Origin of the sequence: Oscillibacter sp. (assembly GCF_032018205.1) — a bacterium.
Classification (GTDB): Bacteria; Bacillota; Clostridia; order Oscillospirales; family Oscillospiraceae; genus Oscillibacter.
This window is the reverse complement of the sequence record NZ_DALZOY010000006.1, coordinates 82977-106948: the sequence shown is the minus strand read 5'-3', so window position 1 is coordinate 106948 and position 23972 is coordinate 82977. Positions and strand designations below refer to the sequence as shown.

The window sequence follows — 23972 nt, the reverse complement described above, 5'->3', positions numbered from 1 at the left end:
AAATAAGGAGAGAAACGATGAACGCAGACGTTGTGATTGTGGGTGCGGGCCCGGCCGGTATTTTTACCGCGCTGGAGATGCTCAAAAAGGGCAGTAAACAGAAAATTGTGATGGTGGAGAAGGGCCAGAGCGTGGAAAAGCGCCACTGTCCCAAGGACAAAACGGGCTACTGCGTGAACTGCAAGCCCTATTGCCACATTACCACCGGGTTTTCCGGAGCGGGAGCCTTTTCCGACGGAAAGCTGTCTCTCTCCTATGAGGTGGGCGGCGACCTGCCCACGCTGGTGGGAGAGGATCTGGCGCAGGAGACAATCAACTACACCGACAAGATTTATCTGGATTTTGGCGCGGACGAGCATATCGAGGGTCTTGGCAACGACCTTGAGCGCAAGGAAATCCGCAAGCACGCCATTCAGGCAGGACTGAAGCTGGTGGACTGTCCCATCCGTCACCTTGGCACAGAGAAGGCCCAGAGTCTGTACTTTGCCATCGAGCGGTATTTGCAGGAGCATGGTGTGGAGATTCTCTTCGGCTATGAGTGCTCCAACATTATTCTGGAGAACGATGTGTGCAAAGGCATTTCCATTTCTAACGGGAAGACGGAGCAGGAGATTCTGGCGAAGCATACCGTGGTGGCCACAGGCCGCCGGGGTGCGGACTGGCTGGAGCGTCTGTGTGCCGAGCACAATATTGCCCATGCTCCCGGCACGGTGGACATCGGTGTGCGGGTGGAGGTTCGCAACGAGGTCATGGAGATGGTGAACCGGGTGCTGTATGAATCCAAGCTGGTGGGCTATCCCCGGCCCTTCAAGAACAAGGTCCGCACTTTCTGCCAAAATCCCGGCGGCTTTGTCTCTCAGGAGAATTACGACAACAATCTGGCGGTGGTGAACGGACACAGCTATAAAAATCTGAAAACAGACAACACGAATCTGGCCATTCTCTGCTCCCACAATTTCAGCGTCCCCTTCAACCAGCCCATCGCCTATGCCCAGAAGGTGGGTGAGCTGACGAATATGCTGGGCGACGGACACATTATGGTGCAGCGCTTCGGCGACATTCTGGACGGCAAGCGGACCTGGCCCAAGGAACTGGCCCAGTCCAACATCCGCCCCACGCTGCCGGATGCCGTGGCGGGGGACATCACCGCCGCCATGCCTTACCGTTCCATGGTGAACATCATCGGCTTTATTCAGGCCATGGACCATGTGGTTCCCGGCTTTGCCTCCACGGAGACGCTGCTGTACTCTCCCGAGCTGAAATTCTATTCTAACCGGGTGAAGATGGACACCGACTTCAACACCAGCCTGATGGGGCTTCACTGCCTGGGGGATTCCTCCGGCTGGACCCGGGGGCTGATGATGGCCTCTGTGATGGGAACCCTCATGGGCCGGAAAATTGCGGAGGAAGGCTGAACCCCTTTCATTGACAGCTCGACAAAGCGAGCGGGGAAGAGCGGGGTGCAAATTGCCTGCTTTTAAAAGAAAATAGTCAAATCAACCCGAATATGAGGTAAAAAGGCGCGGAACGTATTGTTCCGCGCCCTTTTTTGTGCAAATACCTCCGACGGCAGTTTTATATTTTTTTCCGTTGTCAAGCCTGAATTTTACTTTGATTGCGACCTGATTTTTGCACCGGCTGTCCTATAATGGGGGATACACAGCCACATGATGCGGGGAGGGATTGGCGAGAGATGACGGTGGTGTACATAGACAGCGTGTTCGCGCTGAACGCGCTGGCGGACTATCTGTTGGTATATTCCGCCGCCCAATTGGCGGGCGCCAGGCTGCGAAGACTGCGGTTTCTTCTGGCGGCGCTTCTGGGGGGCGCGTATGCAGCGGCAGTGTTTCTGCCGGGGATGGGCTGGCTGACCGTTCCGCCGGTGAAAATCGCGGCGGGTGTGCTGATGGCACTGGTGGCCTATGGCGGCGAGCCGCGCTTTTTGCGGATGACGCTGCTGCTGTTTCTGGTGTCCTGTGGGTTTGCCGGATGCGTGCTGGCGCTGGGATTAGCCGCAGGGCGGGCCATGCCTATGGAAAGCGGGGTTTTCTACACAAATGTGGATGCGAGAGTCTTGCTGATTTCGGCAGCGGCGGCCTATCTGGTGCTGGCTGTGGTCTTCCGGGCCAGCGCCCGCCGCAGCGGGGCGGGGGGCTTTCTGGTTCCGGTGACGGTGGCTTTTTGCGGCACTCGCGCCACGCTGACGGCCCTGTGCGACACCGGCAACACTCTGCGGGACCCCGTGACAGGCAGGCCAGTGTTGGTGGCCTCGGCGGAAAAGCTCAAGCCGCTCTGGCCGCCGGAGCTGGGTCCGCTGCTGACGCCCCACGCCCTTCGCGCCCCCGCCCAGACGATGGAGCGGCTGGCGGGCGCCGGTGCAGATATCGCGCGGTTCCGCCTGCTGCCGTACAGCGCGGTGGGCGTGGAGAGCGGTTTGCTGCTGGCGGTCCGTCTGGATTGGGCCAGCGTCAACGGAAAACGGCAGGAACGGCTGCTTCTGGCGCTGTCGCCCACCTCGGTGGGGGACGGCTGCGACGCCCTCTGGGGTGAACTGGAGGGATATAAACCATGCCGATAAAGATGAAAGGGAGGACCGAGAACATGCCGCATTGGCTGGAAACATTCAAAAGGCTGCTCCGCCGCTTGGGGCTGCTGCCCCGGACGCCCGTCCACTACATCGGCGGCAGCGACACGCTGCCCCCGCCCCTGACCCGGGAACGGGAGACGGAGCTTTTATCGCGCATTGAGGACACGGAGGCCCGGCAGGAGTTGATTGAGCACAATCTGCGTCTGGTGGTGTACATTGCCCGCCGCTTTGAAAATACGAAAATCAACATCGAGGATTTAATTTCCATTGGAGCAATCGGCCTGATTAAGGCTGTGGAAACTTATAACCCCAATAAAAATATCAAGCTGGCAACCTATGCAAGCCGTTGCATCGAAAACGAGATTTTGATGTATCTGCGCAAAAACGCGGGACGGAAGGGGGAAGTCTCCTTTGACGAACCGCTGAATACTGACTGGGATGGCAATGAACTGCTTCTCTCGGATGTACTGGGAACGGACGCGGACGTGGTAATGCGCCCCATTGAGGACGACGTGGACCGAAGTCTTTTGACCTCCGCCCTGAAAATTCTTTCTCCCCGGGAGAAAGAGATTATCACCCTGCGCTTTGGGCTGAACGGAGGACAGGAGCGAACACAAAAAGAGGTGGCAGACCGTTTGGGCATCTCCCAGTCTTATATTTCGCGGCTGGAAAAGCGGATTATCCAGCGGCTGAAGAAGGAAATTCTTCGTCTCAGCTAATCAATATACTGACAAATACTTTTACTTTACATGAATTGAAATTTATTAGTAAAGCTCACCTGAAAGGAGAAAAAGGCGCCCGGCCGCAGCGCGGCCGGGCGCTGGGCATTTCTTTGGAAGGAAGTGCGGCGTTTCGCCGCCGGAGCGGCAAATTAAAATCCATTGGCGGGTGCCAGACTGCGAAGATTGCGGTTTCTTTTAGCGGCGGCGTTCTTATTTCTCACGGAAATGAGGGCGTTCACAGAAAACGCGCCGCAAAGCAAACGCCCCGCTGCCCGTTTTGGCGGACAGCGGGGCGCAGAATATGGCGCATCTTGTTTAAAAATCCGATCAGGGAAATTTTTAAGAATAAAGTCACCCCGCTCGGCCGTGTAGACCCCGTTATAACCTGCACCTTTACGGACAGGTGGGTCGCCTCCAGCACGCTTTATCGCTTCCAACATCCAGCCGCAAACAGCAGCCGGGAGGCCTGCGAACCACGGTCTGATCCGGCATCCCTTATAACGAAATGTGGGTTAAAAAAGGCCTATCACGCACCGCGCAGGGTTTCTTGAGTACAGTTACATCATGGGTACGGAAAGAAGATCGTCAGGAATCTTCCTCTTCCTCGTCCTCAAACAGGGCCTCCATGAACAAACCGTACACTGCGTCCAGCTCTTCATCGGAGTCTAAGGTGGAAAGCAGCTCCTCGCCGTTTTCTGTCAGGACCTTCAGAATCACAAGACCGGTATCGGGATCTTCTTCGTCGGAGTCCTCCGTCTCGGCGGGAAAGAAAGCCATGTATTTCTGGCCGTTGTGCTCCAGCGCGTCCACGAGTTCCAATTCGATATCGTTTCCGTCCTCATCGGTGATGGTGACAAAAGTGGGGCTAAACTCCTCGCTCATAGAGGTGCCTCCTTACGGTTAGTTTCGTTGAATGTATTGTACCCGCTCCATCGAAAAAATGCAAGTGAATCAGGTGTGCAAATCGTGGGAAAATGAAATTTCAAGGCAGGTAATTTTTCCTGCATATAAAAATTTTCCCTGAATTAAGGAACTTTTATCAAGAAAAAAGCGACAATTTTGGTGTTGACAGGAATGGTAAAATGAAAGATACTATGGCGCATTATGTGCAGCCGTTTTGCCAAGGAAGGGTGAATCGACTGCTCCCCTGAACTAAGGAAAAGGAGGTGTTCTGCAATGGAAGAACACGGCAGACACCGGGAATCGTCCCAGCCCCATGAGCACCGCCGCCGCCGCAGGTCCGCAAAAAATCCGATGGATACAATCTGGTTTGTAGTTCGGACCCTGCTGTTGGTTGGCATTCTCTCCGGCGCGATGATTGCCGGTATTTTCATGTATTATGTGAAAACGACGCTGACGCCCGCTTTGGACATCAATGCCGACGACTATACCATGAACCTCAGCTCTGTCATCATGTATGAGAACAGCGAGACGGGGAACTGGGAAGAACTGCAGATGATTTACGGCGACGAAAACCGTATCTGGGTGGATTATGACCAGATTCCCAAGACCATGTGGGAGGCGGCAGTGTCCATCGAGGATGAACGTTTCTTCGGCCACCACGGCGTGGACTGGCTGCGAACCGCCAGGGCCACGACAAATCTGTTTTTCCGCACCAGCAGTACATTCGGCGGCTCCACCATTACGCAGCAGTTGCTCAAAAACATGACCCACGACGACGACAACACGGTGAACCGCAAGGTACGGGAGATTTTCCGGGCGCTGGAGTTTGAGAAAAAGTATTCCAAGGAAGAAATTTTGGAGCTGTATCTCAACCACATCTATCTGGGCCAGAAGTGCTACGGTGTGCAGACCGCCGCGCAGTTTTACTTCGGCAAGGACGTGTCGGAGCTGTCGACTGCGGAGTGCGCCAGCATCATTGCCATTACCAACAATCCCTCGCTATACGGGCCCATGTCCACCGTGGTCATCACCAACAAGGAAACCGGCGTGAAAAAGACGGCCCGGGAGATGAACAGGGACCGCCAGCAGAATATCCTGAAAAAGATGCTGGAACTAGGATACCTGAGCCAAGAGGAATACGATCAGGCGGCGAACGAGGAGCTGAAGTTTACCGACGGCTCCGTCTCCGCCCAGGAACTGGTTGCCGCCGACAATGTTGAAAAAAGCGGCGGAACTTCCACCGGCATCAACTCCTATTTTGTGGACAAGGTGATTTTGGACGTCTCCGAGGACTTTGCCAAGCAGCTTGGTATTACCACCGGGGCGGCGCGCAAGCGGCTTTACAACGGCGGCTATACGATTTACTGCACCGTGGACCCGCATATTCAGGAAATTGCCGAGTCCGTGTATCAGGAGCGGGCCAATTTGGACGTGACCTCCTCCAGCGGACAGGAGCTTCAGTCCGGCATCACCATCGTGGACCCCGCCACAGGCAATGTAAAGGCCATGGTTGGCAAGGTGGGTACCAAGCTGGATAATCTGGGCTGGAACTATGCCGTGGGCAAGCGGCAGTGCGGCTCTGCCATCAAGCCCATCACGGTTTATGCCCCTGCGCTGGACGCTGGAGTGGTTACCATGGCGTCTACCTTTGACGACTATCCCGTGCGCCTGTTGAACGACAACCCGTGGCCGAAAAACTCCCCGCAGGGCTATAAGGGATGGACAACTCTTTCAAACGGCGTTGCAAATTCCGTCAACACCGTGGCCGTGCAGGTAATCGAGAAGCTGGGGGTCAAAAACTCCTTTGACTTCGCCACGGAGAAAGAGAATCTGGATCTGGTGGCGGACGACATCAACACGGCGGCGCTGGGTCTGGGTGGCCTGACCTATGGTGTTTCAACAGAGGAAATGGCTGCGGCTTTCGCGGTGTTTGCCAACGGCGGCGTGTACAATTCCCCCCGTCTTTACACGAAGATGGAGGACAGCAACGGCAACGTGATTCTGGACAACGAGACGGAAACCCATGTTGCTGTGAAGGAAACGACCGCCTATTTCATGAACCAACTGCTTCAGGGCGTGATGAACGGGGGCACGGCTTCCCGGTACAAGCTTTCCGGTATGACCAGCGCCGGTAAGACCGGCACCACTAGTGATAATAAGGACCGGTACTTCGTGGGCTACACGCCCTATTATGCCGCGGCGGTCTGGTGCGGCTATGACAAGCCCGAGCGCATCAGCTATTCCGGAAACCCAGCCGCCTCCATGTGGCAGAAGGTCATGCAGAAAATTGCGGACGAGCAGGAGAACAAGTCGTTCACCAAGCCCAGCAGCGGCCTTGTTAAGGTGACCGTGTGCGCTGACAGCGGCCTGCGGGCCACGGACGCCTGCGCGTCGGACCTGCGGGGCAGCCGCGTACGGGAGGTGGAGGTGGCTGCGGGCACCGCCCCTGTGGAGGAGTGCAGTCTCCATAAATTCTACGACTATTGTACCGAGGGCAAGGTCCTTGCTACGCCGCTGTGCCCTGCGGCCAGCGTGAAGCCGGTTGCCCTGCTGGACTATACCCGGGTGGACTACGGTCCCAGCATCAAGGCGGACGATGACGCCTATCTGATTGGATCCTTGCAGACAAAGTTGGAGGACGGAACGGTTGTGATTCCGCCTTGTCCGGTTCATCAGGATGGCGTCCTGCCCACCGACCCCGACGGCGAAGGGGGGACGACGATTCCTGAAGATGGAGGAGACACGGGGCTTGCCCCGCCGCCGAAGACTGAGCCCGGCGGAAGCGGCTCCGGCGGCGGAACGACTTCGCCGACAGAACCCACGCTGCCAACAGAGCCGACCGAGCCTTCTTCCGGGATAGACGATTGGATTAACAACGTCTGGAACACGGGAAACTGATCAGTACAAAAACCGCCGCACGACTGTGCGGCGGTTTTTCATTTGTGCGGAACCAAAGGCGCACAGTTTCGCGGGTAAAGGTGGGCGCGAAATTCATGGTGCGAAAATACCCGAGGACATTGAATAACTTAATTTTCGCCGTTTTGTGAAATCAGGCCGCGAGGTATGGACATTTCACCGAAAAATTTTCCCGGAGGACGGAGAAATTCTTGTGTTTGTGCATTGCAACCTGTTGGCTTCTATGGTAAACTAGTCGAAGTGTAAAGACAAATGACCATGGGAGGCGGACGAGATGGGCAGAGAGGTCAAATTCTATATTGTAGCGGCGGACGCCCTGCCGGAGATTTTTGTGAAGGTGGCCGAAGCCAAGCGCATGATCCAAACCGGGGAGGTAAACACGGTGGGCGCCGCCACCCGGTTGGCGGGCATCAGCCGCAGCGCGTTCTATAAGTACAAGGATTCCGTGCAGCCCTTCAACGATTTGAAATCGGAGCACATCATCACGTTTTACGGAATGCTGAAGGACGCGCCGGGCGTGCTGAGCCGTGTGCTGTCAGGTTTCGCGGGGGCGGGCGCCAATATCCTAACCATCAATCAGAGCATTCCCACCAACGGCTGTGCCGCCGTCACCGTGTCTGCGGAAACCTCGGACATGGAGATGACGCTGGAGGCATTTTTGGAGCAGGTTTCCGGCGTGGAGGGCGTGGTCCGGTTTGAGGTGCTGGCCGGATAAAAACAGCGAAAGGATCGATCCATGAGTAAAATTGCAATTTTGGGCCTTGGCACGGTAGGGACCGGCGTAGCCAAGGTGGTGGCGGAAAACGCCCGGCAGATCGAGCGAAAGCTGGGGGAGCCACTGAGTGTGAAGTCCGTTCTGGTCCGGCATTTTAAGGACGGCCCCTACCGCCAGCTTATGACTGACGATTTCGCAACCATTGAGCGGGACGATGAAATCCGCGTGGTGGTGGAGACAATCGGCGGGACAGCGGCGGCGTACGAGTATACCAAGCGGGCGCTGGCGGCGGGAAAGCATGTGGTGACCGCCAACAAGCAGTTGGTGGCCGAAAAAGGCTGGGAGCTGATGGAGTTGGCTCAAAAGAATAACGTGAACTACCTCTTTGAAGCCAGCGTGGGCGGCGGTATCCCGGTGCTGCACCCGCTGACGGAGTGCCTGTGTGCCAACCGGGTGGATGAGATTTTCGGGATTCTCAACGGTACCACCAATTACATTCTCACCCGCATGGTCCGCACCGGCGCCTTTTTTTCCGATGCGCTGCGGGAAGCGCAGGCCAAGGGCTATGCCGAGGCAGACCCCACCGCCGACGTGCAGGGTATTGACGCGGGGCGAAAAATCTGCATTCTGGCGGATTTGGCTTTCGGCGCGCAGGTGCGGCCAGAAGACGTTCCCATGGAGGGGATCACGAAGCTGTCCCTCCGGGACGTGAAGGTTGCCCAGCGGGCGGGTTACCGCATCAAGCTACTGGGCCGATGCCTGCGGATGCCCGGCGGGGGGCGCACTGCCTACGTTGCGCCCCATCTGGTGCCGGAGGAGCACCCGATGGCCAACGTGGAGGACGTCTACAACGCCGTGGCCATCCGGGGCAGCGCCGTGGGCGAGGTGATGTTTTACGGCAGGGGCGCGGGAGAGCTGCCCACGGCTTCGGCCTGTGTGTCGGACGTGATGGAGAGCCTTCGTCGCAGTCCCCGGCAGGAGGGGCTTGGCTGGAGCGGCGACCCCGACGGGTTTGTAGACCCCGCAGAGGTGCCTACCCGCTTCTATTTCCGCATTGAGGGCAGCCTGATGGACGCGGCGATGGCCTTCGGTCAGGTGGAGGTACTCAGCGAGGATGGAGAAACCGGTTTTTTGACGGATTCCATCCCTCTGCGGGAGGCACTGGAAAAGTCCGAACGCCTGAATGTACTTGCCCGGCTGCGGGTGCTGGGCTGAGCGGAACTGATTGACCGGTTATCCAGAGGAGAAGGGGTTAAAGCAAATGAGTTTGATTGTGCAGAAATTCGGCGGCAGCTCGGTGAAAAACGCCGAGCGTATCCGCCATGTGGCCGAGATTATCGAGCGGACCTATCAGGCCGGAAACGATGTGATCGTGGTGCTGTCCGCGCAGGGCGACACGACGGACGACCTGATTGAGCGGGCGCAGGAGATCAATCCCCGTGCCTCCAACCGGGAGATGGACATGCTGCTGTCGGTCGGAGAGCAGATTTCCATTTCCCTGTGCGCCATGGAGCTGGAGCGGCGCGGCCTGCGCTGCGTGTCTTTGGCAGGATGGCAGGCAGGGGTCCAGACCTCCGCCGTGTACGGCGAGGCCCGCATCAAGCGGATAGACGCGGAGCGGATTCAGTCCGAGCTGGACCAGCGCCGCATCGTTCTGGTGGCGGGATTTCAGGGCATTGACCGCGCCGGAAACATTACCACGCTGGGCCGGGGCGGGTCGGATACCAGCGCCGTGGCTCTGGCGGCTACTTTCCATGCGTCGCTGTGCCAGATCTTTACGGATGTGGACGGTGTTTATACCACCGACCCTCGGGTTGTGCCAAACGCTAGAAAGCTCAGTGAGATTACTTATGACGAAATGCTGGAGCTGGCAAGTCAGGGAGCACAGGTGCTTCACAACCGCAGCGTGGAGCTGGCAAAGAAATTTCATGTGAATTTGCAGGTCGTGTCCAGCTTGGAGGATAAGCCTGGCACGACCATCAAGGAGGTTACGAAAGTGGAAAAGACGAATATCGCGGGTGTGGTTAAGGATTCCAGTATTGCCCGCATTGCCCTGGTGGGCCTGCAAAACAACCCCGGCGTGGCGTTTCAGGTCTTTGACCTTTTGAGCAAGGGCAACATCAACGTGGACGTGATTTTGCAGTCCATCGGACGGGAAGACACAAAGGACATCACCTTCACCGTCCACAAAAAGGACGTGGAGCAGGCTGTGGAGCTGCTGGAGGAGCACAAGACGGCGCTGAAATTCGACCACATCAACACCGACGAGCACATCGGCAAGGTGTCTATCGTGGGCATGGGACTGATGAGCAACTGCGGCGTGGCCGCCAGAATGTTTGAGGCGCTGTATGAGGCGGGCATCAACATTCAGATGATCAACACTTCCGAAATCCGCGTTTCCGTCCTGCTGGACGAGGCAGATGTGGATAAGGCCGTCCGCGCTATCCACGCAAAATTCTTCGACGAAACCTGATTTTCACAGCGACGGGGCCTGAAAGAGACCAAGCGGTTCTGATTTCTCTCTGGGGCGCATAAAGTCTCAGGGAGGTGAGTCGTCCTATGAAAAATCGTTTTGCGCATTTTTCCATCCGCTTTATGACGGTTCTGCTGGCGGGGCTGTTTTTATTGCTGCTTCGCTCGGCGGGAAGCAACCCGGTTTTTGCCGTGCTGACGCCTCGGTTTGCAAGTCCGTGGGAGCTTGGGAAGCTGCTGTTCTGGCCGCTGCTGTTGGCTGCGGTCATCCCTTTGCGGGACGGCGGAAAATTCTCTGAACGGCTTCCATGGCTTACGCTGGCACCGTTAGCCGCCGTCCTGATTTTCTGGGCGCTGAGCGCCATCGGGCCGGGACCGGGGGCGTATCTGCTGGCGTGGATCGTATTGTCGGCCATGGCGCTGGCGCTGGCCCAGAGGGGTATCCTTTCCAAGGGAGATCGCTCCGTCTGGATGGTTTTGGCGGTGGCGATGGGCATTTTATTCATCATGCTGACTTTCCTGCCGCCTGCCTTCGGGCCTTTTTTGGACCCGGCGGACGTGGCGGCCATGGCAACCATTCCGTGCTGACGGCACGCGGGGGAAAGGGCGCCGATGGGCGGCCCTTTCCTTGCTTTGCATGGAATTTTACAGAGGAACGGCGCGGCGCGGTCTGCGCAAAAACAAGAGAGAGGAAGATACAAATGAACGCAATCGTAACGGTGGTAGGGGAGGACAAAGTCGGCATTATTGCCGGCGTTTGCACGCTTCTGGCAGAGAATAACGTCAATATTTTGGACATCACGCAGACTATCATGCAGGGGAGCTTCACCATGGTCATGGCGGTGGACGTGGGCAAGGCCCCCGTGCCCATCGGGGAGCTGGGCGCACGGCTGGACACTTTGGGCAAGCAGCTTGATATCTCCATCCGCATCCAGCGGGAGGAAATTTTCGACGCCATGCACCGCATTTGAGGGAGAGGCCATGTTAAATCAAAAGGACATTCTCTCCACCATTGAGATGATTGATCAGCAGCATCTGGACATCCGTACCGTCACGATGGGCATTTCGCTTCTGAATTGCTGCGATCCCGACCCCGTGCGGGCCTGCCAAAAGATTTATGAAAAAATTGCAAAATCCGCGGAAAAGCTGGTGAAAACCGGGGAGGACATTGAGCGGGAATTTGGCATTCCCATCGTTCACAAGCGGATTTCTGTCACGCCCATGGCGCTGGTGGCCGGAGCCTCCGACACGGAGAACTACGTGCCTTTTGCGCTGGCCATGGACCGGGCGGCCGGGGCTTGCGGCGTGAACTTTATCGGCGGATATTCCGCTCTGGTGCAAAAGGGAATGACGAAGGCGGACGAAAAGCTCATCCGCTCGATTCCCGAGGCGCTGGCATCCACGGAGCTGGTCTGCTCTTCCGTTAATGTTGGCTCCACCAAGGCGGGTATCAACATGGACGCGGTGGCCCTGATGGGCCGCATTGTCAAGGAGACGGCCGTGCGCACGGCTGACCGAGACGGGCTTGGCTGCGCCAAGCTGGTGGTGTTTTGCAACGCAGTGGAGGACAACCCCTTTATGGCCGGAGCCTTCCACGGCGTGGGCGAGGCGGAGCGCGTGATCAACGTGGGCGTCTCCGGCCCGGGCGTGGTGTGCAGTGCGCTGAAGGCCGTCCGGGGCCGCCCCTTTGACGAGCTGGCGGAGACGGTGAAAAAGACTGCGTTCCGCATTACACGCATGGGCCAGTTGGTGGCACAGGAAGCGTCCCGTCGGCTGGATGTACCCTTTGGCATTGTGGATTTAAGCCTTGCACCCACTCCTGCCGTGGGTGATTCCGTGGCTCGGATTCTGGAAGAGATGGGGCTTGAAACCTGCGGTACCCACGGAACCACGGCGGCCCTCGCCCTGCTGAACGACGCGGTGAAAAAGGGCGGCGTGATGGCGTCCTCCTCCGTGGGCGGTCTTTCGGGCGCGTTTATCCCCGTCAGCGAGGATGAGGGCATGATTGCCGCCGCCCGGGCCGGAACGCTGACCATAGACAAGCTGGAGGCCATGACCTGCGTGTGCTCTGTGGGGCTGGACATGATTGCCGTCCCCGGTGATACCTCTGCGGACACCATCTCCGCCATCATTGCGGACGAGGCTGCCATCGGCATGGTGAACTGCAAAACCACCGCGGTGCGTATCCTGCCCGTCCCGGGCGGAAAGGTGGGAGACACCGTGGAGATGGGCGGATTGCTTGGCAGTGCGCCGGTGATGCCGGTCCACACGGAGTCCGCCGCCGATTTCATCGCCCGGGGCGGACGCATTCCCGCTCCGCTCCACAGCCTGAAAAACTGAAAATTCCCCTGCGTTACACACTGGTACCAGTCCGCATACACTGGCTGGGGAGGGATACTCCGTGAAAGAAAAGCTTATCAAGCTGATTGATGTGAAGAGCATTGTGACGTTCCTGCTCACCGGAACTTTTGCCGTGCTGGTGATTCGGGGAGATATCAGCGAGCGGGAATTCATGACAGTCTTTACCGTGGTAATCAGCTTTTATTTTGGCACAGAGATTCAAAGGTGTGTCAGCGAGTCCAGAAAATAACGGCTTTGCCGAGTATAAATGCTTCAACGCCCCCGCACCCTAAGGTGCGGGGGCGTTGGGGCAAATATGAAGGGGTTTTGCTAAATTAGCAGCAGGGAGTAGAATTGCAGCCGCCGCAGTTGTTGTTGCAGCCGCAGCCGCCGCAGTTGTTGTTGCAGCCGCAGCCGCAGTTGTTGTTGCTGCCCCAGCCGTTGCCGCAGAAGCAGAACAGAAGGATGAGGATAATGATCCAGCAGCAGTTCCCGCCGCCAAAGAAGCCGTTATTACACATAATTGGACCTCCTATGAAATCGTAGACCGACCATGCATCAGTCTCAATCCATAGTATGCGGGCCCCGGTTGTGTGTTACGAAAGACGCGAAGAGGAGATCATTGCTTTGGCGAAGGAGTGCTCCTCCGTTGTGAAAACACCCCGGCTTAACAAAGTCTGGCACAAAGTCCCTCCCGTACCGGCGACCTCCGCGTCCAGCGCGTACCAAGAGACATAGACTAAGTTTGCCCGCAGAAAGGAGCCTTTAGACAAAACGGTGCGCTCCGCAGCGGTCAGAACGCCGCAGTCTACCGCCCGGTCCAGCGTCCCGGTCAAATCCGTGGTGCCTGTGGAGCTGTGGCCCAGTGCCCGGAGGACAAATTCTACATATTGATAGGAGTTTACCTTCTGCCCGGGACGGAAGGTGGTCTTCGTATAGCCGTTGGAATAGCCCTTGGAATAGGCGTAGCCCACGTATTTCGCGGGCTCGGACCCGGCCTCGATGTCGGTGAAGGGAGTGGAGCCGGTATAGGCCAGCGCCGCGTCTTCCTCACCCAGCAGGCGGATGAACATAATCAGCGCCTGAAGCCGGGTGGGGGATACCTCCAGATCAAAGCCCTCGCCGTAGCCGGTGAGGCTGCCCCGGAACAGGCGAACTGCCTTCAGCGCGGACGCGATAGCGTTGTAGTCCGTGGCGGAGGAATAGGAAAGGCTGTTGGGTCCCTGATAGGACAGCACGGCGGTTTTCCCCGTCACCGAAAAAGCGGCGGACGTGTTCTCCGCCACCAGATAGCGGTGCCGAGAGAGCAGAGCGGAGCCGGAGGAAATTTCCGTGCCGGTGGTTGCGTCTACCACCGCGCCGGAGGAAAAGGTGACGCCGATCTCTCCTGCCAGCGGCAGTACGAACGTGCCTGTGGAGCCGGAGAGCACATCCCCGGATTTCAGCCGGACTTCCGTCCATTCGGCTGCGCCGGAGAGTTCACCAGCGGACGTACCGGAACCCAGCTCGTTAACCTTCTGGCGCACCGTGTCGGTAAAGGTCCCGTTCAAATAGGAGAGGGAGACAAGCGGATCATCGGACCCGCCGCCTGCTGCGGCGGCGTACCAGCCAACCATGGCCGACAGCAGCAGAAAGAGCGCGGGAAGCAGCGCCCGCTTTTTCATAGGAACTCCTTTCACGCGCCAGAGCGGCTCAACGGTTTGCGATGCGGTAGCTCAGCGTCAGCAGGCTGTCTGCGAAGTGGATGTTTTCAAACTGCACCACGGGGTCCGTGCTGGACAGCTCAATGTTGGTAAAATTCCAGAAGCCGCGAATGCCCAGCGCAATCAGGCGGTCGGCCATCTCCTGCGCCACGTGCTGGGGAATGGTCAACGACACCACGTCCACCGAATGAGACCGGATAAACGCGTCCAGCTCGTTCATAGAGCGGACGGGAACGCCGTTAATGCTCGTTCCCACAAGGGTTGGGTCCACGTCAAAAGCGGCGTCCACGGTAAAGCCGGTCTGAGAGAAGGGGAAGTTTTGCAAAAGGGCATGGCCAAGATTACCCGCACCGATCATGACAAGATGATGATTCTTGTCCACGCCCAGAATGTGGCCGATTTCCGCCCGCAGCTCCTCTACGTTATAGCCGTAGCCCTGCTGTCCAAATTCGCCGAAGCAACTGAAGTCCTGCCGGATTTGGGAGGCGGTAATGTTCATTTCCTGACCCAGAGAGTGGGAGGAAATGCGCACAACGCCGCTGTTGTGCAGGCTGTTGAGCTGGCGGTAGTATCGGGGAAGACGCCGGATTACGGCGTCGGAGATGTTTTCTTTTTTCAAAGGGATACCCCTCCTTAGACAAAATCCGTTAAATATTTCTCAAATAATAGTTTAGACCAAAACAGGAATAATGTCAATTTTTTTAACAATCTTTTTAAGAAAAATTTTTTCTGTAACGGGGCTTTACTTTTTGGGAATTACCTGTTATACTCATTTTTGCTGTTTGGTTGTTTCCAAGTGGCAGGTATGCGCCCGTAGCTCAGTTGGATAGAGCGTTAGACTCCGACTCTAAAGGCCACTGGTTCGAATCCAGCCGGGCGTACCACAACGAACCCCCCGAGGTTTAGAACCTCGGGGGGTTCGTATTTTGTGTAGGTACACATAAAAATATATTTAATATTATTTATATAAGGTTTACGGAGGGTATCAATGAAAAGGTTCGCAGCAATTATGTCTTTCGTCATCATTGTTTCTGGCATGACAGCGTGTGGGGCGGAGGAGATTACCTATGGCGGCTTGAACGCGGAGATTTTAGAGAAAAACACCGAGCTGAAAGGATTTGTAGTAAAGAGTCTAGATGAGGACGGGATTTTAGGAGAAAAATGTTATATCGGGCTTGAAAACGAGAATATATATTATCTCTATGTAAATAACGAAACCGGTGAAATCAAAGATTTATCGTATGAGGATTTTGTAGTTGGAGATGAAATTACGGTTGATGTGAAATCAGTCGAAAACAGGTATGCGTTAGCCTCTCGAATTCAACTGCTTACTCAGAGAAAATAAGTATCATGGGAAGACTGTAAACCAAAGTTTACAAAAGGCAAGTCTGCTTTTTCGGATAAAAAAGCAGACTTGCCTTTTTTGCACTATAATTTTGTGCATATTTGACAGAAAAAAGAAATAAATTGTACATGTTAAGATGTGCAAAATTTGCTATACTTTATAGCAAGACAAATCATCTGCAAAGTATTCGATATATAAAAACAAAGGAGATGGAATGATGTCTAAAATTACTGCCGTGACAGCAAGGGAAATTCTGGATTCGAGAGGAAATCCGACGGTTGAGGTAGACGTTGCGCTGGAGAGCGGAGCGATGGGCCGGGCGGCGGTTCCCTCCGGGGCTTCCACCGGAACGAGAGAGGCCGTAGAGCTTCGGGATCACGACGAAAAGCGGTTTCATGGCAAGGGCGTTCAGACGGTCGTCGGCAATGTAAAGACCATCATTGCGCCCGAAATCGTGGGCTTTGACGCGCTGGACCAAAGAAGGCTCGACCGTACGCTCATTGAGCTGGACGGTACGGAGAATAAGTCGCGGCTTGGCGCGAATGCAATCCTAGGTGTGTCTCTTGCGGCGGCAAGGGCTGCCGCCGCTTCGTTGAATTTGCCCCTGTTCCGGTATATCGGCGGAGCGGGAGCCTGCGAGCTGCCGGTCCCTATGATGAACATTCTCAACGGAGGAAAGCACGCGGACAACACCGTGGACGTGCAGGAGTTCATGATTATGCCTGTGGGAGCGGACAGCTTTGCCGGGGCACTGCGAACGTGCGCGGAGGTATACCAGACCTTGAAGGGCGTTCTGAAGGATAAGGGAATGAATACCGCCGTGGGGGACGAGGGCGGCTTTGCGCCGGATCTCGCCACCAACGAGGACGCGCTGAAGCTGATTGTGGAGGCGATTGAAAAGGCGGGCTACCGGCCCGGAGACGACGTGTGCATTGCGCTGGACCCCGCTTCCTCCGAATTCCGAGTTGACGGAAAATACGTTTTTGCCGGCGAAAAGGTCAGCCGCACCTCTGAAGAAATGATCGACCTTTACGCCGAGTGGATTCGCAAGTATCCCATTATCTCCCTTGAGGACGGGCTGGCTGAGGACGATTGGGACGGCTGGGCCGCGCTGACGAATCGGCTTGGCGACAGGGTTCAGTTGGTGGGCGACGATATATTTGTCACCAATCCGAAAATTCTCAAGGAGGGAATCCGGAAGCATGTGGCAAACTCAATCCTGATTAAGCTCAACCAGATCGGGACGCTGTCCGAAACGCTGGAAACGATTCAAACGGCGCAGAAAGCGGGCTATACCGCCGTCGTCTCCCACCGGTCGGGAGAAACGGAGGACACCACGCTGGCGGATGTGGCGGTTGCGCTGAACGCGGGCCAGATTAAGAGCGGCGCGCCCTGCCGAGTGGACAGGATCGCAAAATACAATCAATTGCTCAGAATTGAGGAGCTGCTGGGCGGCAGCGCCGTTTTCAGAGGGAAGGACAGCTTTTACAGCATCAAGAGATAAACGCAGTCTCCACCCGCAGGGCCAAGCGCTGTGCAGAGGGCGCAAACCTCTGCGACAGGCTGCGAAGTCCGGGCCTTGGAACACAGAGGAAAAGCCGAGGAAGACAATATAAAAAAGCAAACAACCTCCCCACAGGAGCCTTCCGGTTCCTGTGGGGAGGTTGTTGCGTGTAAATACATATCTGTGCTCTGTGCGTCGTGCCACCCGTTATTCCCAGCGGTGGGTATTGATCATATACATCTTTAAAGCAATCTCCACGGCCAACTGAATCTCATGCTCCCGCAAGTCCAGATCCAACAGCTCGCGGATTTTGGAGTACCGGTATTTAACGGTATTATAGTGGACAAACAGCGTTCCGCTTGCATCTTTCAAATTCCATCCGTGCTTGATAACGGCTTGCAGCGTGTCCAGTAAATTCGTGTGATTCTTGGAATCATAGTCCATCAGCGGCCTGATATAGCGATTGAAGCAATCCTCCGATTCAGGGGAGTGGGCCGTGGTGGCCAGCAGACGGTATACCCCCAGCCGACTGTAAAACAGCGCACAGTCAAATGCTTCAAGCTGGTATCCAAGGTTAATGGCCGTCCGCGCCTGAGCATAGCTGGTATGGATGTCCCGAATATTCTCCACATATTCCCCCACGCCCATGGTGATGGTAAAGGATACCCGGTTTGCAAGCGTTTGGCGGATTCCGTTAAAAATCTCCTCCAATCGGCTATATACCGCATCCTTGTCAGATTCACGGGCGGAGATGATAAAAGCGATGGTATCGCTCTGCTTGCAGTATTTCGCATCCGGGAAAGCATCCAGCATGCATTGAATAGAAACGGAGTAGATGCTTTGGGTAAACCCTTCCAGACGCTGATTCGTCTGGGTATCCAGACTTTTCAGATAGCACTTTTTAATATTGTTGATATCAATGACCGCAACGATTCCGCCGCTTTGAAAATTCCAACCGTAAAGCTGGGCGCGGTTGTGAATTTCCTCCTCCGTTTTCACGTTGTTCAAAAGCAAATCCTCCATAAAGGAATCCCGATATTTTTCTTCGATTTGCTGGTTGGAAATACGCGTCTGCATCCGGAGAATCAGCACAACAGCCGCATATTCGATTGCTGTCTGCACAACCTCCTTGTCCATTTCGCTGGTTCCCAGAGAATCCATCAAAAGGTAGCCAAAATTCTGACTTTTGTTTTTTACGACGTAATAAGAATACTGCGGGAAGACCTTTTGCGCCAAATCCTCGAATTTCAATCCCATAATTTGCTTTGCTAGTGCGCTTTCCGAGTTTGAATAGTAACAATTCCGAAAATGGATGTCCACAAACGCGACGGAGCAATCCAGAAGAGAGCCCAGCGTTTTCAAAATCTCAAGGACGTTGTTGCTGTTTACCGCAAGTTCCTGAAAGGTTTTATGGATTTTACTGGATTGCATCAGCAGCGCCGACTGCCGATTCACAATCAGCGACAGTACGGGATTGATAATATCGCTGAATGCATAGCGATTGGGAATAAACACAATGGGGAAGCACTGCTGTTCCGCAAATTCCAGTACCTCCGGCGGAATACTTTTAATGTATCGCTCCCTCTTGATTCCAAGACCCGAGACCTTGCACGCCACAAGCTGCTGAACCATGGACATGAGCAGGTGAGCGCCGTCTTTCACGGCAAAGCCGGACGTAATTACAAATTCTCCGCCCCGACTCCATGAAAGGCCGTCCGGGGCGTCAATCACGGTAACGGTGGAAATAATCCGATGCAGGCCCGCCTTTCCGGACACCAGCTCCAACTCACTCAAAGCCGGCATTTCAAGCAGTTCACCCACGGTCATGTGCTTTTCCTCCTTACGGTTGCGTATCGGTTGCTTCTGACCAAGCTTTCTATGTGTACAGAAGACGAAAATGAATCTTTGAATTTGTCCCTTGCGGCCTGTGCTGAAAACAAAAGCACTCTTAAAGATACTTGATTGTACGAGAGGTACATAGTGATGCGTGATGTTTTTAAAAAATCTGGGTTATTCAGCGGAATTTTTTTAATACTCTAAATATTTTTGTTCTATGAGTACAGATTTAGCTGCTTTTATTTGTCCCAATTTGAAATGTTCGCTTATTTTATTAACTATATCAGTCTCGGATTATCTGTCAAGTCTAATTTATTTCCCAAAGCTCTGTGATAGTATGATAACAAGGTACACTGCCTTGGCGCGGCAGCATCAATGAAGCAAATGCTGCCGGTCAATCATGGGGAGGAGAGGGAAAACGATGGAAGACTATTTAAAAACAGCAAACTCAGGCACAGTGTGGGCGCTGTGCGCAATCACGGTGGTAATTGCGTTTATTCAGGCGTTGCTTTATATGCGCATGGCAAAAAAGACCGCCGCAAAAATCCAGTTGCCCGGGGAAATTCCCAATAAGGCGTTCCGGATCGGACTCATTTCCGCAATCGGACCGGCTATGGGCGTTTTCATTGTTATGGTGGGGCTTATGGCGGCCATCGGCGGGCCGATGGCATGGCTGCGCCTTTCCATCATCGGCGCTGCGCCCACGGAGCTTACCGCCGCCACCTATGGTGCGCAAGCCTCCGGCGTGGATTTGGGCGGCGCGGGCTATACGCTGACGGCCATGGCGGTTTCTTGGTTTGCCATGGCTTTGAACGGCGCGGGCTGGCTGGTTATGACCGGCCTGTTCACGCCCGGACTTGAAAAGCTGCGGAACAAAATGAGCGGCGGAGACACTCGCTGGCTGGCGGTTCTCTCCGGCGCCTGCTCTCTGGGTATCTTCGGATATCTGAACGTCAATGAAATATACAAGGGCTGGGGGAATGCGTTGGCCTTGATTTCCGGTGCGCTCAGCATGGTGGTTCTGGTAAAGTTTGTCGTTCCAAAATTTCCAAAACTCATGGAATACACGCTGGGGCTTGCAATGATTATCGGGATGTTTTTCGCGGTTCTCTATGATCTGGCGGTTGCCTGAGGGCAGACAGGAGGAATAACAATGGACAACAACTACTTAGCCACTTGGAAAAAGAAGAGCGTGTGTATTGGCGCACCCACCAATCTTCTGGCGGCAGTCACGGCGTTTATCCCCGTTTTATGGCTTTGCTCCACCTACAACTGCTGGCCCTCTCCCAGCGTCGTTTTGACGGCATGGGGAATGGTGCTTCTGTCCTTCGGCCCGTTTTACATTGTGGAGCCGGTTTCCTATTACGCCGCGCTTGGAATGACGGGGACCTATCTTGGCTTTTTGTCGGGCAACATTGGAAACATGCGCGTCCCGGTGGCGGCACTGGCGCTGGAAGCCACCGACAGTGAGCCGGGAACCTTGCAGGCGGAGGTTGCCTCCACCATGGCAATCTGCGGCTCCATTTTCACGAATCTGGCCTTTACCACGCTGGCAGCGCTGGTTGGCGCCGCGGTTGTGGCGGTTCTGCCTGATTTTATCGTGGCCGCGCTGACAAAGTACGCCGCTGCGGCGATATTTGGCGGCACCTTTGGAAACTTCGCCATTAAGTATCCTAAGATCGCCGCATTCGCTCTGCTTGCAACATTGGGCGTGAAAGCGCTGTTTGCACCGCCTGCGTGGATAATGATTGTTTTCGCTGTATTTGGAAGCCTGCTGTTTGCCAGAATCCTGTATAAAAAAGACAGTAAGAAGGCTTCTGTCACTTAATTTGGAGGAATTTCTATGTTTGAAAAGTGCAAGGAACTGCAAAGCTACATTGTCGCTGTACGGAGGGAGCTGCATCAGGTTCCTGAGATCGGAACGAATTTGCCTGAGACGCAGGCAATTATCGTGCGGGAACTGGACCAAATGGGTGTCACCTACAAAAAGAATCAGCGGGATTCCGGCATCATCGGAGAAATCAAAGGCGCGCATCCGGGAAAAACCATCCTGCTGCGGGCGGATATTGACGGACTTCCCATTACCGAGGCCACGGGGGTGGACTATACCTCAAAGCACGAAAGCTGTATGCATGCCTGCGGACACGACGCGCATGGGGCCATGCTGCTTGGTGCGTTGAAGGTTTTGCAGGAAAACAGGGAGAACATAAAGGGCACCGTCCGTTTTGTCTTTCAAACGGGAGAAGAAATTTGCAGGGGCGCCAGAGTGGCCATTGAAGAAGGCGTTTTGGACGGCGTTGATAATGTGTTTGGACTGCACATCGGCTCCATTGCCGGGGCGGATGTCCCCGCAGGAACCTTGGTGGCGGTTCCCGGGTGCTGTATGGCTTCCTTTGACCGGTTTATCCTGCGCATTCGCGGGGTGGGCTGTCATGGGTCTACACCGGAAAAAGGCGTTGATCCCATTACGATCGCCGCCAACATTACGCTTTCGCTTCAGGAAATTTTGGCAAGGGAGATTCCTGCCATGAATCCGGCTGTGCTGACCCTTGGAAAGATTGCCGGAGGCGCGGCTTACAACGTAATTCCCGGCGAAGTGGTGATTGAGGGGACGACCCGTGCGCTGGACGATGGCGTGAGAAAATATCTGGCAAAGCGGATTGGTGAGATATCCAAAAGCGTTGCAGAGGCTTATCGCGGCATCTGCGAGTTTGAAATGGACTGGGGTGCGCCGCCCGCGGTCAACGACCCGGCTATGACGGAGCTGGCGCAGAATGCCGCAGTAAAAGCCTTGGGAAAGGAACATGTGATGACGTCTCTGGCTCCCCTCATGGGCGGGGAGGATTTTGCCTATTACTTAATCGAAAGACCGGGAGCCTTTATGTTCCTGAGCTCCGCCAATCCGCAAAAGCACACGGATGGGCCACATCATAATCCCAAGTTCAACATTGATGAGGATGTTCTGTACATGGGGAGCGCAGCCTTTGTATCCATTGTGGAGGAATATTTTAATTCCTAATTCCGCATAAGCTGATCTCAGGTGTGGGAGCAATTTAAGGCAACACCGTGCCAAGAGCAGGTGAGGTTTGAAGCGCAGACTTGCCTGCATCTATTGCATCATGCTTCACAAAAACCCCTTACAAATACAACTGGTATTCGCTGTGGCGTTTGTTTCGCCTGTTGAAAAATCTGACGGTGCAGCTTTGCGCTTCCCCTTGTGCGGTGTTGACTTATAATTAAATCCTCCGCAGGAGCCGATCGGCTCCTGCGGAGAATTTTCGTGTGCAAACTCGTGCCCATTTTTCAATTATTTTTTGGCACAAGCCATTCTTTTGCGAAAAAATGCCAATCAACGGAAAATTATAAATCCATTGCGGCTCTAAACGAAAAGAAAAGAAGCCTTGAAAAATCAAGACTTCTTTTCTGGTACGCCGTGAGGGATTCGAACCCCCGGCCTTCTGGTCCGTAGCCAGACGCTCTATCCAGCTGAGCTAACGGCGCGTACCACTGTTTTCAAACAGCTTAGTTATAATAGCATGGCATTCTATAAAATGCAAGCATTTTCTTCATAAAATTTTCACTTTTTTTCCTGGGGCTTGTAATGGGAAAAACGCTATGCTATAATTATCAAAACTTGCAAAGCCCACGGACGCCGGTTGGATGCGCGGCGGCAGAGGCCTTTTGAGGGCGTTGCCCGCAGGAGAAGGTCTGCCCTGAAAGCCCCGGTAAAGGCACGGGCGGGACCCGGAGGAGGAGCGGCAAACATGGAAGTGAAAAATTTCAGAAGCGTTGCATTCGGCGGTTTTGATAAAGAAGAAGTTATTCAATACGTGCAGAAGACCGCGCAGGAAAGCGCAGACGCGCAGGAAGCGCTTCGCAAGGAAAACAGCGCCCTGCGCCAGGAGAACGAGAGTCTGAAAAAACAGATTGAGGTCTCCCTGCGGGAGCAGGCGGAAACCGCCCGGCGGGAAGGGGCGGAACTGCGTGAGAAAATTCGCGTCCTCACGGCCGAGCTGGAAGAACTGCGTCCCCAAGCCCTATCTTATCAGGAGGTCCGGGCGCAGGTGGGGGACATTGAATGTCAGGCCCGGCGGCGGGCAGGGGAGTTGGAGACCGCAACCACCTCGCGGCTGAACGCGCTGGTGGGCGATATTCAAAAACAGTATCAGGATTTGGCTGGGGCTTTTGACATAACCGCAGCACAAGTCAGCGCGGAGCTGCGGAAAATTGAGGTCAGTCTTTCCCAACTGCCAAGAGCAATGGATCAGGCGGGGAAGGAACTCAGCGAGTTGGTGTCCGCCACAGGCGGCGAGAAAAAAGTTTGATGTGCACAGACAGAGTACTCTCCGATAGGGGGTGCTCTGTTTTTTCATACCTCTAAAAATTTTTTTTCCCGCCTAAAACTATTTATACTGACGGATATAGTAAATTTGTGCACGGATATTGCTGCCTTTTGCGGTGATAAAGTGAAAAAAATTATTAAGGCGGTTGTAAGGTTTGGAAAAAATAGCCTTGCTTTACAAATTTGAATGCAATATAATGGATTAAAGTATTGTGCGGAGTCCTATTCTTTAGAGCAATACGAAGTCATTGGGAGAGAAGGTGATTAAGGAATGTCACTGGAAGCCATTGAAACCGTTGCCAGGGCGGAAAACGAGAGCAAGGCACGCAAAATTGCCGCAGAGCAAGAGGCAAAGGAGCGGATCGCCCAGGCAGAAAAGGATGGTCCCGCGCTTCTGGAGCGGATGCGCACTGCATCCGTGCAGGAGGGCAAGCGGCTGCTGCGGGAAGCGGAGGAACGCGCTGAAAAACGGTGCGCAGCGATTCGGGAGGATGCCGCAAAGGAATGCGAGGCCCTGATCAAGCAGGCGGGGAGCCATATGTCCGCCGCCGCAGAGCGCATTGTTGGAAAGGTCGTGAAGCAGTAAA

At 55.0% G+C, this 23972-nt stretch carries 23 protein-coding genes, 2 tRNA genes and 1 other RNA gene; 19 read left to right on the top strand and 7 right to left on the bottom strand.

What is annotated here, in order from left to right:
* Positions 1–17: 17 nt before the first annotated feature.
* The 3 genes from RTU96_RS06555 to sigE all read left to right on the top strand — a co-directional run bounded on the left by RTU96_RS06555 (position 18) and on the right by sigE (position 3306).
* Entirely contained in the window at positions 18–1415 is a 1398-nt protein-coding gene (locus RTU96_RS06555; RefSeq protein ID WP_312635675.1) for an FAD-binding protein, read from the top strand.
* Between the two features lie 278 nt (positions 1416–1693).
* Complete coding sequence (locus tag RTU96_RS06550; RefSeq protein WP_312635674.1) at positions 1694–2578, top strand: sigma-E processing peptidase SpoIIGA; 885 nt, start codon at positions 1694–1696, stop codon at positions 2576–2578.
* Positions 2579–2601: 23 nt separating this feature from the next.
* Positions 2602–3306, top strand: coding sequence for an RNA polymerase sporulation sigma factor SigE (gene sigE, locus RTU96_RS06545; protein ID WP_293009980.1), 705 nt, complete (start codon positions 2602–2604; stop codon positions 3304–3306).
* A gap of 352 nt (positions 3307–3658) precedes the next feature.
* On the opposite strand, the gene ssrS is transcribed toward sigE, so the two are convergent.
* Positions 3659–3856: non-coding RNA, 6S RNA (gene ssrS, locus RTU96_RS06540), on the bottom strand.
* A 38-nt stretch (positions 3857–3894) separates the two neighbouring features.
* On the bottom strand, positions 3895–4191 hold the full coding sequence (locus RTU96_RS06535) for a DUF1292 domain-containing protein (RefSeq protein ID WP_312635673.1): 297 nt from the start codon (positions 4189–4191) through the stop codon (positions 3895–3897).
* 294 nt (positions 4192–4485) lie between these two features.
* On the opposite strand from RTU96_RS06535, the gene RTU96_RS06530 reads away from it, so the two are divergent.
* The 8 genes from RTU96_RS06530 (at position 4486) to RTU96_RS06495 (ending at position 12905) form a co-directional block, all read left to right on the top strand.
* Positions 4486–7110 carry a transglycosylase domain-containing protein gene (locus RTU96_RS06530; protein WP_312635671.1) on the top strand — a complete coding sequence of 875 codons (2625 nt, stop codon included), beginning with the start codon at positions 4486–4488 and terminating at the stop codon, positions 7108–7110.
* 292 nt (positions 7111–7402) lie between these two features.
* Positions 7403–7843 (top strand): ACT domain-containing protein, encoded by a 441-nt coding sequence (locus tag RTU96_RS06525; RefSeq protein ID WP_312635669.1) that lies wholly within the window; start codon positions 7403–7405, stop codon positions 7841–7843.
* Between the two features lie 21 nt (positions 7844–7864).
* A complete protein-coding gene (locus RTU96_RS06520; protein ID WP_312635668.1) occupies positions 7865–9058 on the top strand; it encodes a homoserine dehydrogenase in 1194 nt (397 codons plus the stop codon).
* 46 nt (positions 9059–9104) lie between these two features.
* Complete coding sequence (locus RTU96_RS06515) at positions 9105–10316, top strand: aspartate kinase (protein ID WP_312635667.1); 1212 nt, start codon at positions 9105–9107, stop codon at positions 10314–10316.
* An 86-nt stretch (positions 10317–10402) separates the two neighbouring features.
* Positions 10403–10903: a hypothetical protein gene (locus tag RTU96_RS06510; RefSeq protein ID WP_312635666.1), complete on the top strand. Its 501-nt coding sequence runs from the start codon at positions 10403–10405 to the stop codon at positions 10901–10903.
* Between the two features lie 113 nt (positions 10904–11016).
* Positions 11017–11286, top strand: coding sequence for an ACT domain-containing protein (locus tag RTU96_RS06505; protein ID WP_293009853.1), 270 nt, complete (start codon positions 11017–11019; stop codon positions 11284–11286).
* A gap of 10 nt (positions 11287–11296) precedes the next feature.
* Positions 11297–12655: a PFL family protein gene (locus RTU96_RS06500; protein WP_312635665.1), complete on the top strand. Its 1359-nt coding sequence runs from the start codon at positions 11297–11299 to the stop codon at positions 12653–12655.
* Between the two features lie 61 nt (positions 12656–12716).
* Positions 12717–12905: a hypothetical protein gene (locus RTU96_RS06495; RefSeq protein WP_312158982.1), complete on the top strand. Its 189-nt coding sequence runs from the start codon at positions 12717–12719 to the stop codon at positions 12903–12905.
* Between the two features lie 85 nt (positions 12906–12990).
* On the opposite strand, the gene RTU96_RS06490 is transcribed toward RTU96_RS06495, so the two are convergent.
* The 3 genes from RTU96_RS06490 to RTU96_RS06480 all read right to left on the bottom strand — a co-directional run bounded on the left by RTU96_RS06490 (position 12991) and on the right by RTU96_RS06480 (position 14977).
* Entirely contained in the window at positions 12991–13176 is a 186-nt protein-coding gene (locus tag RTU96_RS06490; protein WP_312635664.1) for a hypothetical protein, read from the bottom strand.
* 75 nt (positions 13177–13251) lie between these two features.
* Complete coding sequence (locus RTU96_RS06485; RefSeq protein WP_312635662.1) at positions 13252–14319, bottom strand: S-layer homology domain-containing protein; 1068 nt, start codon at positions 14317–14319, stop codon at positions 13252–13254.
* A 28-nt stretch (positions 14320–14347) separates the two neighbouring features.
* Entirely contained in the window at positions 14348–14977 is a 630-nt protein-coding gene (locus tag RTU96_RS06480; RefSeq protein WP_312635661.1) for a redox-sensing transcriptional repressor Rex, read from the bottom strand.
* 188 nt (positions 14978–15165) lie between these two features.
* Here RTU96_RS06480 and RTU96_RS06475 point away from each other — a divergent pair.
* From RTU96_RS06475 to eno, 3 genes are all read left to right on the top strand, one after another.
* Positions 15166–15242: transfer RNA gene (locus RTU96_RS06475), tRNA-Arg, on the top strand.
* Positions 15243–15346: 104 nt separating this feature from the next.
* Positions 15347–15703 (top strand): hypothetical protein, encoded by a 357-nt coding sequence (locus tag RTU96_RS06470; RefSeq protein ID WP_312635660.1) that lies wholly within the window; start codon positions 15347–15349, stop codon positions 15701–15703.
* Between the two features lie 217 nt (positions 15704–15920).
* Positions 15921–17207, top strand: coding sequence for a phosphopyruvate hydratase (eno, locus tag RTU96_RS06465; RefSeq protein WP_397356570.1), 1287 nt, complete (start codon positions 15921–15923; stop codon positions 17205–17207).
* 207 nt (positions 17208–17414) lie between these two features.
* Here the strand turns inward: eno and RTU96_RS06460 are convergent, their stop codons facing one another.
* A complete protein-coding gene (locus tag RTU96_RS06460) occupies positions 17415–19034 on the bottom strand; it encodes a PucR family transcriptional regulator ligand-binding domain-containing protein (RefSeq protein ID WP_312635657.1) in 1620 nt (539 codons plus the stop codon).
* A gap of 430 nt (positions 19035–19464) precedes the next feature.
* Between RTU96_RS06460 and RTU96_RS06455 the strand changes: the two genes are divergently transcribed.
* The 3 genes from RTU96_RS06455 to RTU96_RS06445 are packed head-to-tail and all read left to right on the top strand — an operon-like array spanning position 19465 to position 22062.
* Positions 19465–20175: a DUF5058 family protein gene (locus tag RTU96_RS06455; protein WP_294854477.1), complete on the top strand. Its 711-nt coding sequence runs from the start codon at positions 19465–19467 to the stop codon at positions 20173–20175.
* Positions 20176–20196: 21 nt separating this feature from the next.
* Positions 20197–20871, top strand: a complete 675-nt coding sequence (locus RTU96_RS06450) for a hypothetical protein (protein ID WP_312635655.1) — start codon at positions 20197–20199, stop codon at positions 20869–20871.
* A gap of 15 nt (positions 20872–20886) precedes the next feature.
* Positions 20887–22062 carry a M20 family metallopeptidase gene (locus RTU96_RS06445; RefSeq protein ID WP_312635654.1) on the top strand — a complete coding sequence of 392 codons (1176 nt, stop codon included), beginning with the start codon at positions 20887–20889 and terminating at the stop codon, positions 22060–22062.
* Positions 22063–22467: 405 nt separating this feature from the next.
* On the opposite strand, the gene RTU96_RS06440 is transcribed toward RTU96_RS06445, so the two are convergent.
* Positions 22468–22544 (bottom strand) — tRNA-Arg (locus RTU96_RS06440).
* A 263-nt stretch (positions 22545–22807) separates the two neighbouring features.
* Here RTU96_RS06440 and RTU96_RS06435 point away from each other — a divergent pair.
* A complete protein-coding gene (locus tag RTU96_RS06435; protein WP_312635653.1) occupies positions 22808–23368 on the top strand; it encodes a hypothetical protein in 561 nt (186 codons plus the stop codon).
* 288 nt (positions 23369–23656) lie between these two features.
* Entirely contained in the window at positions 23657–23971 is a 315-nt protein-coding gene (locus RTU96_RS06430) for a hypothetical protein (protein ID WP_294854472.1), read from the top strand.
* Position 23972 lies beyond the last annotated feature (1 nt).

What these genes read in the sequence shown, in the direction of transcription:
- RTU96_RS06555 (WP_312635675.1), top strand. Translation starts at nt 18, where the DNA reads ATGAACGCAGACGTTGTGATTGTGGGTGCGGGCCCGGCCGGTATTTTT.
- RTU96_RS06550 (WP_312635674.1), top strand. Translation starts at nt 1,694, where the DNA reads ATGACGGTGGTGTACATAGACAGCGTGTTCGCGCTGAACGCGCTGGCG.
- sigE (WP_293009980.1), top strand. Translation starts at nt 2,602, where the DNA reads ATGCCGCATTGGCTGGAAACATTCAAAAGGCTGCTCCGCCGCTTGGGG.
- RTU96_RS06535 (WP_312635673.1), bottom strand. Translation starts at nt 4,191, where the DNA reads ATGAGCGAGGAGTTTAGCCCCACTTTTGTCACCATCACCGATGAGGAC.
- RTU96_RS06530 (WP_312635671.1), top strand. Translation starts at nt 4,486, where the DNA reads ATGGAAGAACACGGCAGACACCGGGAATCGTCCCAGCCCCATGAGCAC.
- RTU96_RS06525 (WP_312635669.1), top strand. Translation starts at nt 7,403, where the DNA reads ATGGGCAGAGAGGTCAAATTCTATATTGTAGCGGCGGACGCCCTGCCG.
- RTU96_RS06520 (WP_312635668.1), top strand. Translation starts at nt 7,865, where the DNA reads ATGAGTAAAATTGCAATTTTGGGCCTTGGCACGGTAGGGACCGGCGTA.
- RTU96_RS06515 (WP_312635667.1), top strand. Translation starts at nt 9,105, where the DNA reads ATGAGTTTGATTGTGCAGAAATTCGGCGGCAGCTCGGTGAAAAACGCC.
- RTU96_RS06510 (WP_312635666.1), top strand. Translation starts at nt 10,403, where the DNA reads ATGAAAAATCGTTTTGCGCATTTTTCCATCCGCTTTATGACGGTTCTG.
- RTU96_RS06505 (WP_293009853.1), top strand. Translation starts at nt 11,017, where the DNA reads ATGAACGCAATCGTAACGGTGGTAGGGGAGGACAAAGTCGGCATTATT.
- RTU96_RS06500 (WP_312635665.1), top strand. Translation starts at nt 11,297, where the DNA reads ATGTTAAATCAAAAGGACATTCTCTCCACCATTGAGATGATTGATCAG.
- RTU96_RS06490 (WP_312635664.1), bottom strand. Translation starts at nt 13,176, where the DNA reads ATGTGTAATAACGGCTTCTTTGGCGGCGGGAACTGCTGCTGGATCATT.
- RTU96_RS06485 (WP_312635662.1), bottom strand. Translation starts at nt 14,319, where the DNA reads ATGAAAAAGCGGGCGCTGCTTCCCGCGCTCTTTCTGCTGCTGTCGGCC.
- RTU96_RS06470 (WP_312635660.1), top strand. Translation starts at nt 15,347, where the DNA reads ATGAAAAGGTTCGCAGCAATTATGTCTTTCGTCATCATTGTTTCTGGC.
- eno (WP_397356570.1), top strand. Translation starts at nt 15,921, where the DNA reads ATGTCTAAAATTACTGCCGTGACAGCAAGGGAAATTCTGGATTCGAGA.
- RTU96_RS06460 (WP_312635657.1), bottom strand. Translation starts at nt 19,034, where the DNA reads ATGACCGTGGGTGAACTGCTTGAAATGCCGGCTTTGAGTGAGTTGGAG.
- RTU96_RS06455 (WP_294854477.1), top strand. Translation starts at nt 19,465, where the DNA reads ATGGAAGACTATTTAAAAACAGCAAACTCAGGCACAGTGTGGGCGCTG.
- RTU96_RS06450 (WP_312635655.1), top strand. Translation starts at nt 20,197, where the DNA reads ATGGACAACAACTACTTAGCCACTTGGAAAAAGAAGAGCGTGTGTATT.
- RTU96_RS06445 (WP_312635654.1), top strand. Translation starts at nt 20,887, where the DNA reads ATGTTTGAAAAGTGCAAGGAACTGCAAAGCTACATTGTCGCTGTACGG.
- RTU96_RS06435 (WP_312635653.1), top strand. Translation starts at nt 22,808, where the DNA reads ATGGAAGTGAAAAATTTCAGAAGCGTTGCATTCGGCGGTTTTGATAAA.
- RTU96_RS06430 (WP_294854472.1), top strand. Translation starts at nt 23,657, where the DNA reads ATGTCACTGGAAGCCATTGAAACCGTTGCCAGGGCGGAAAACGAGAGC.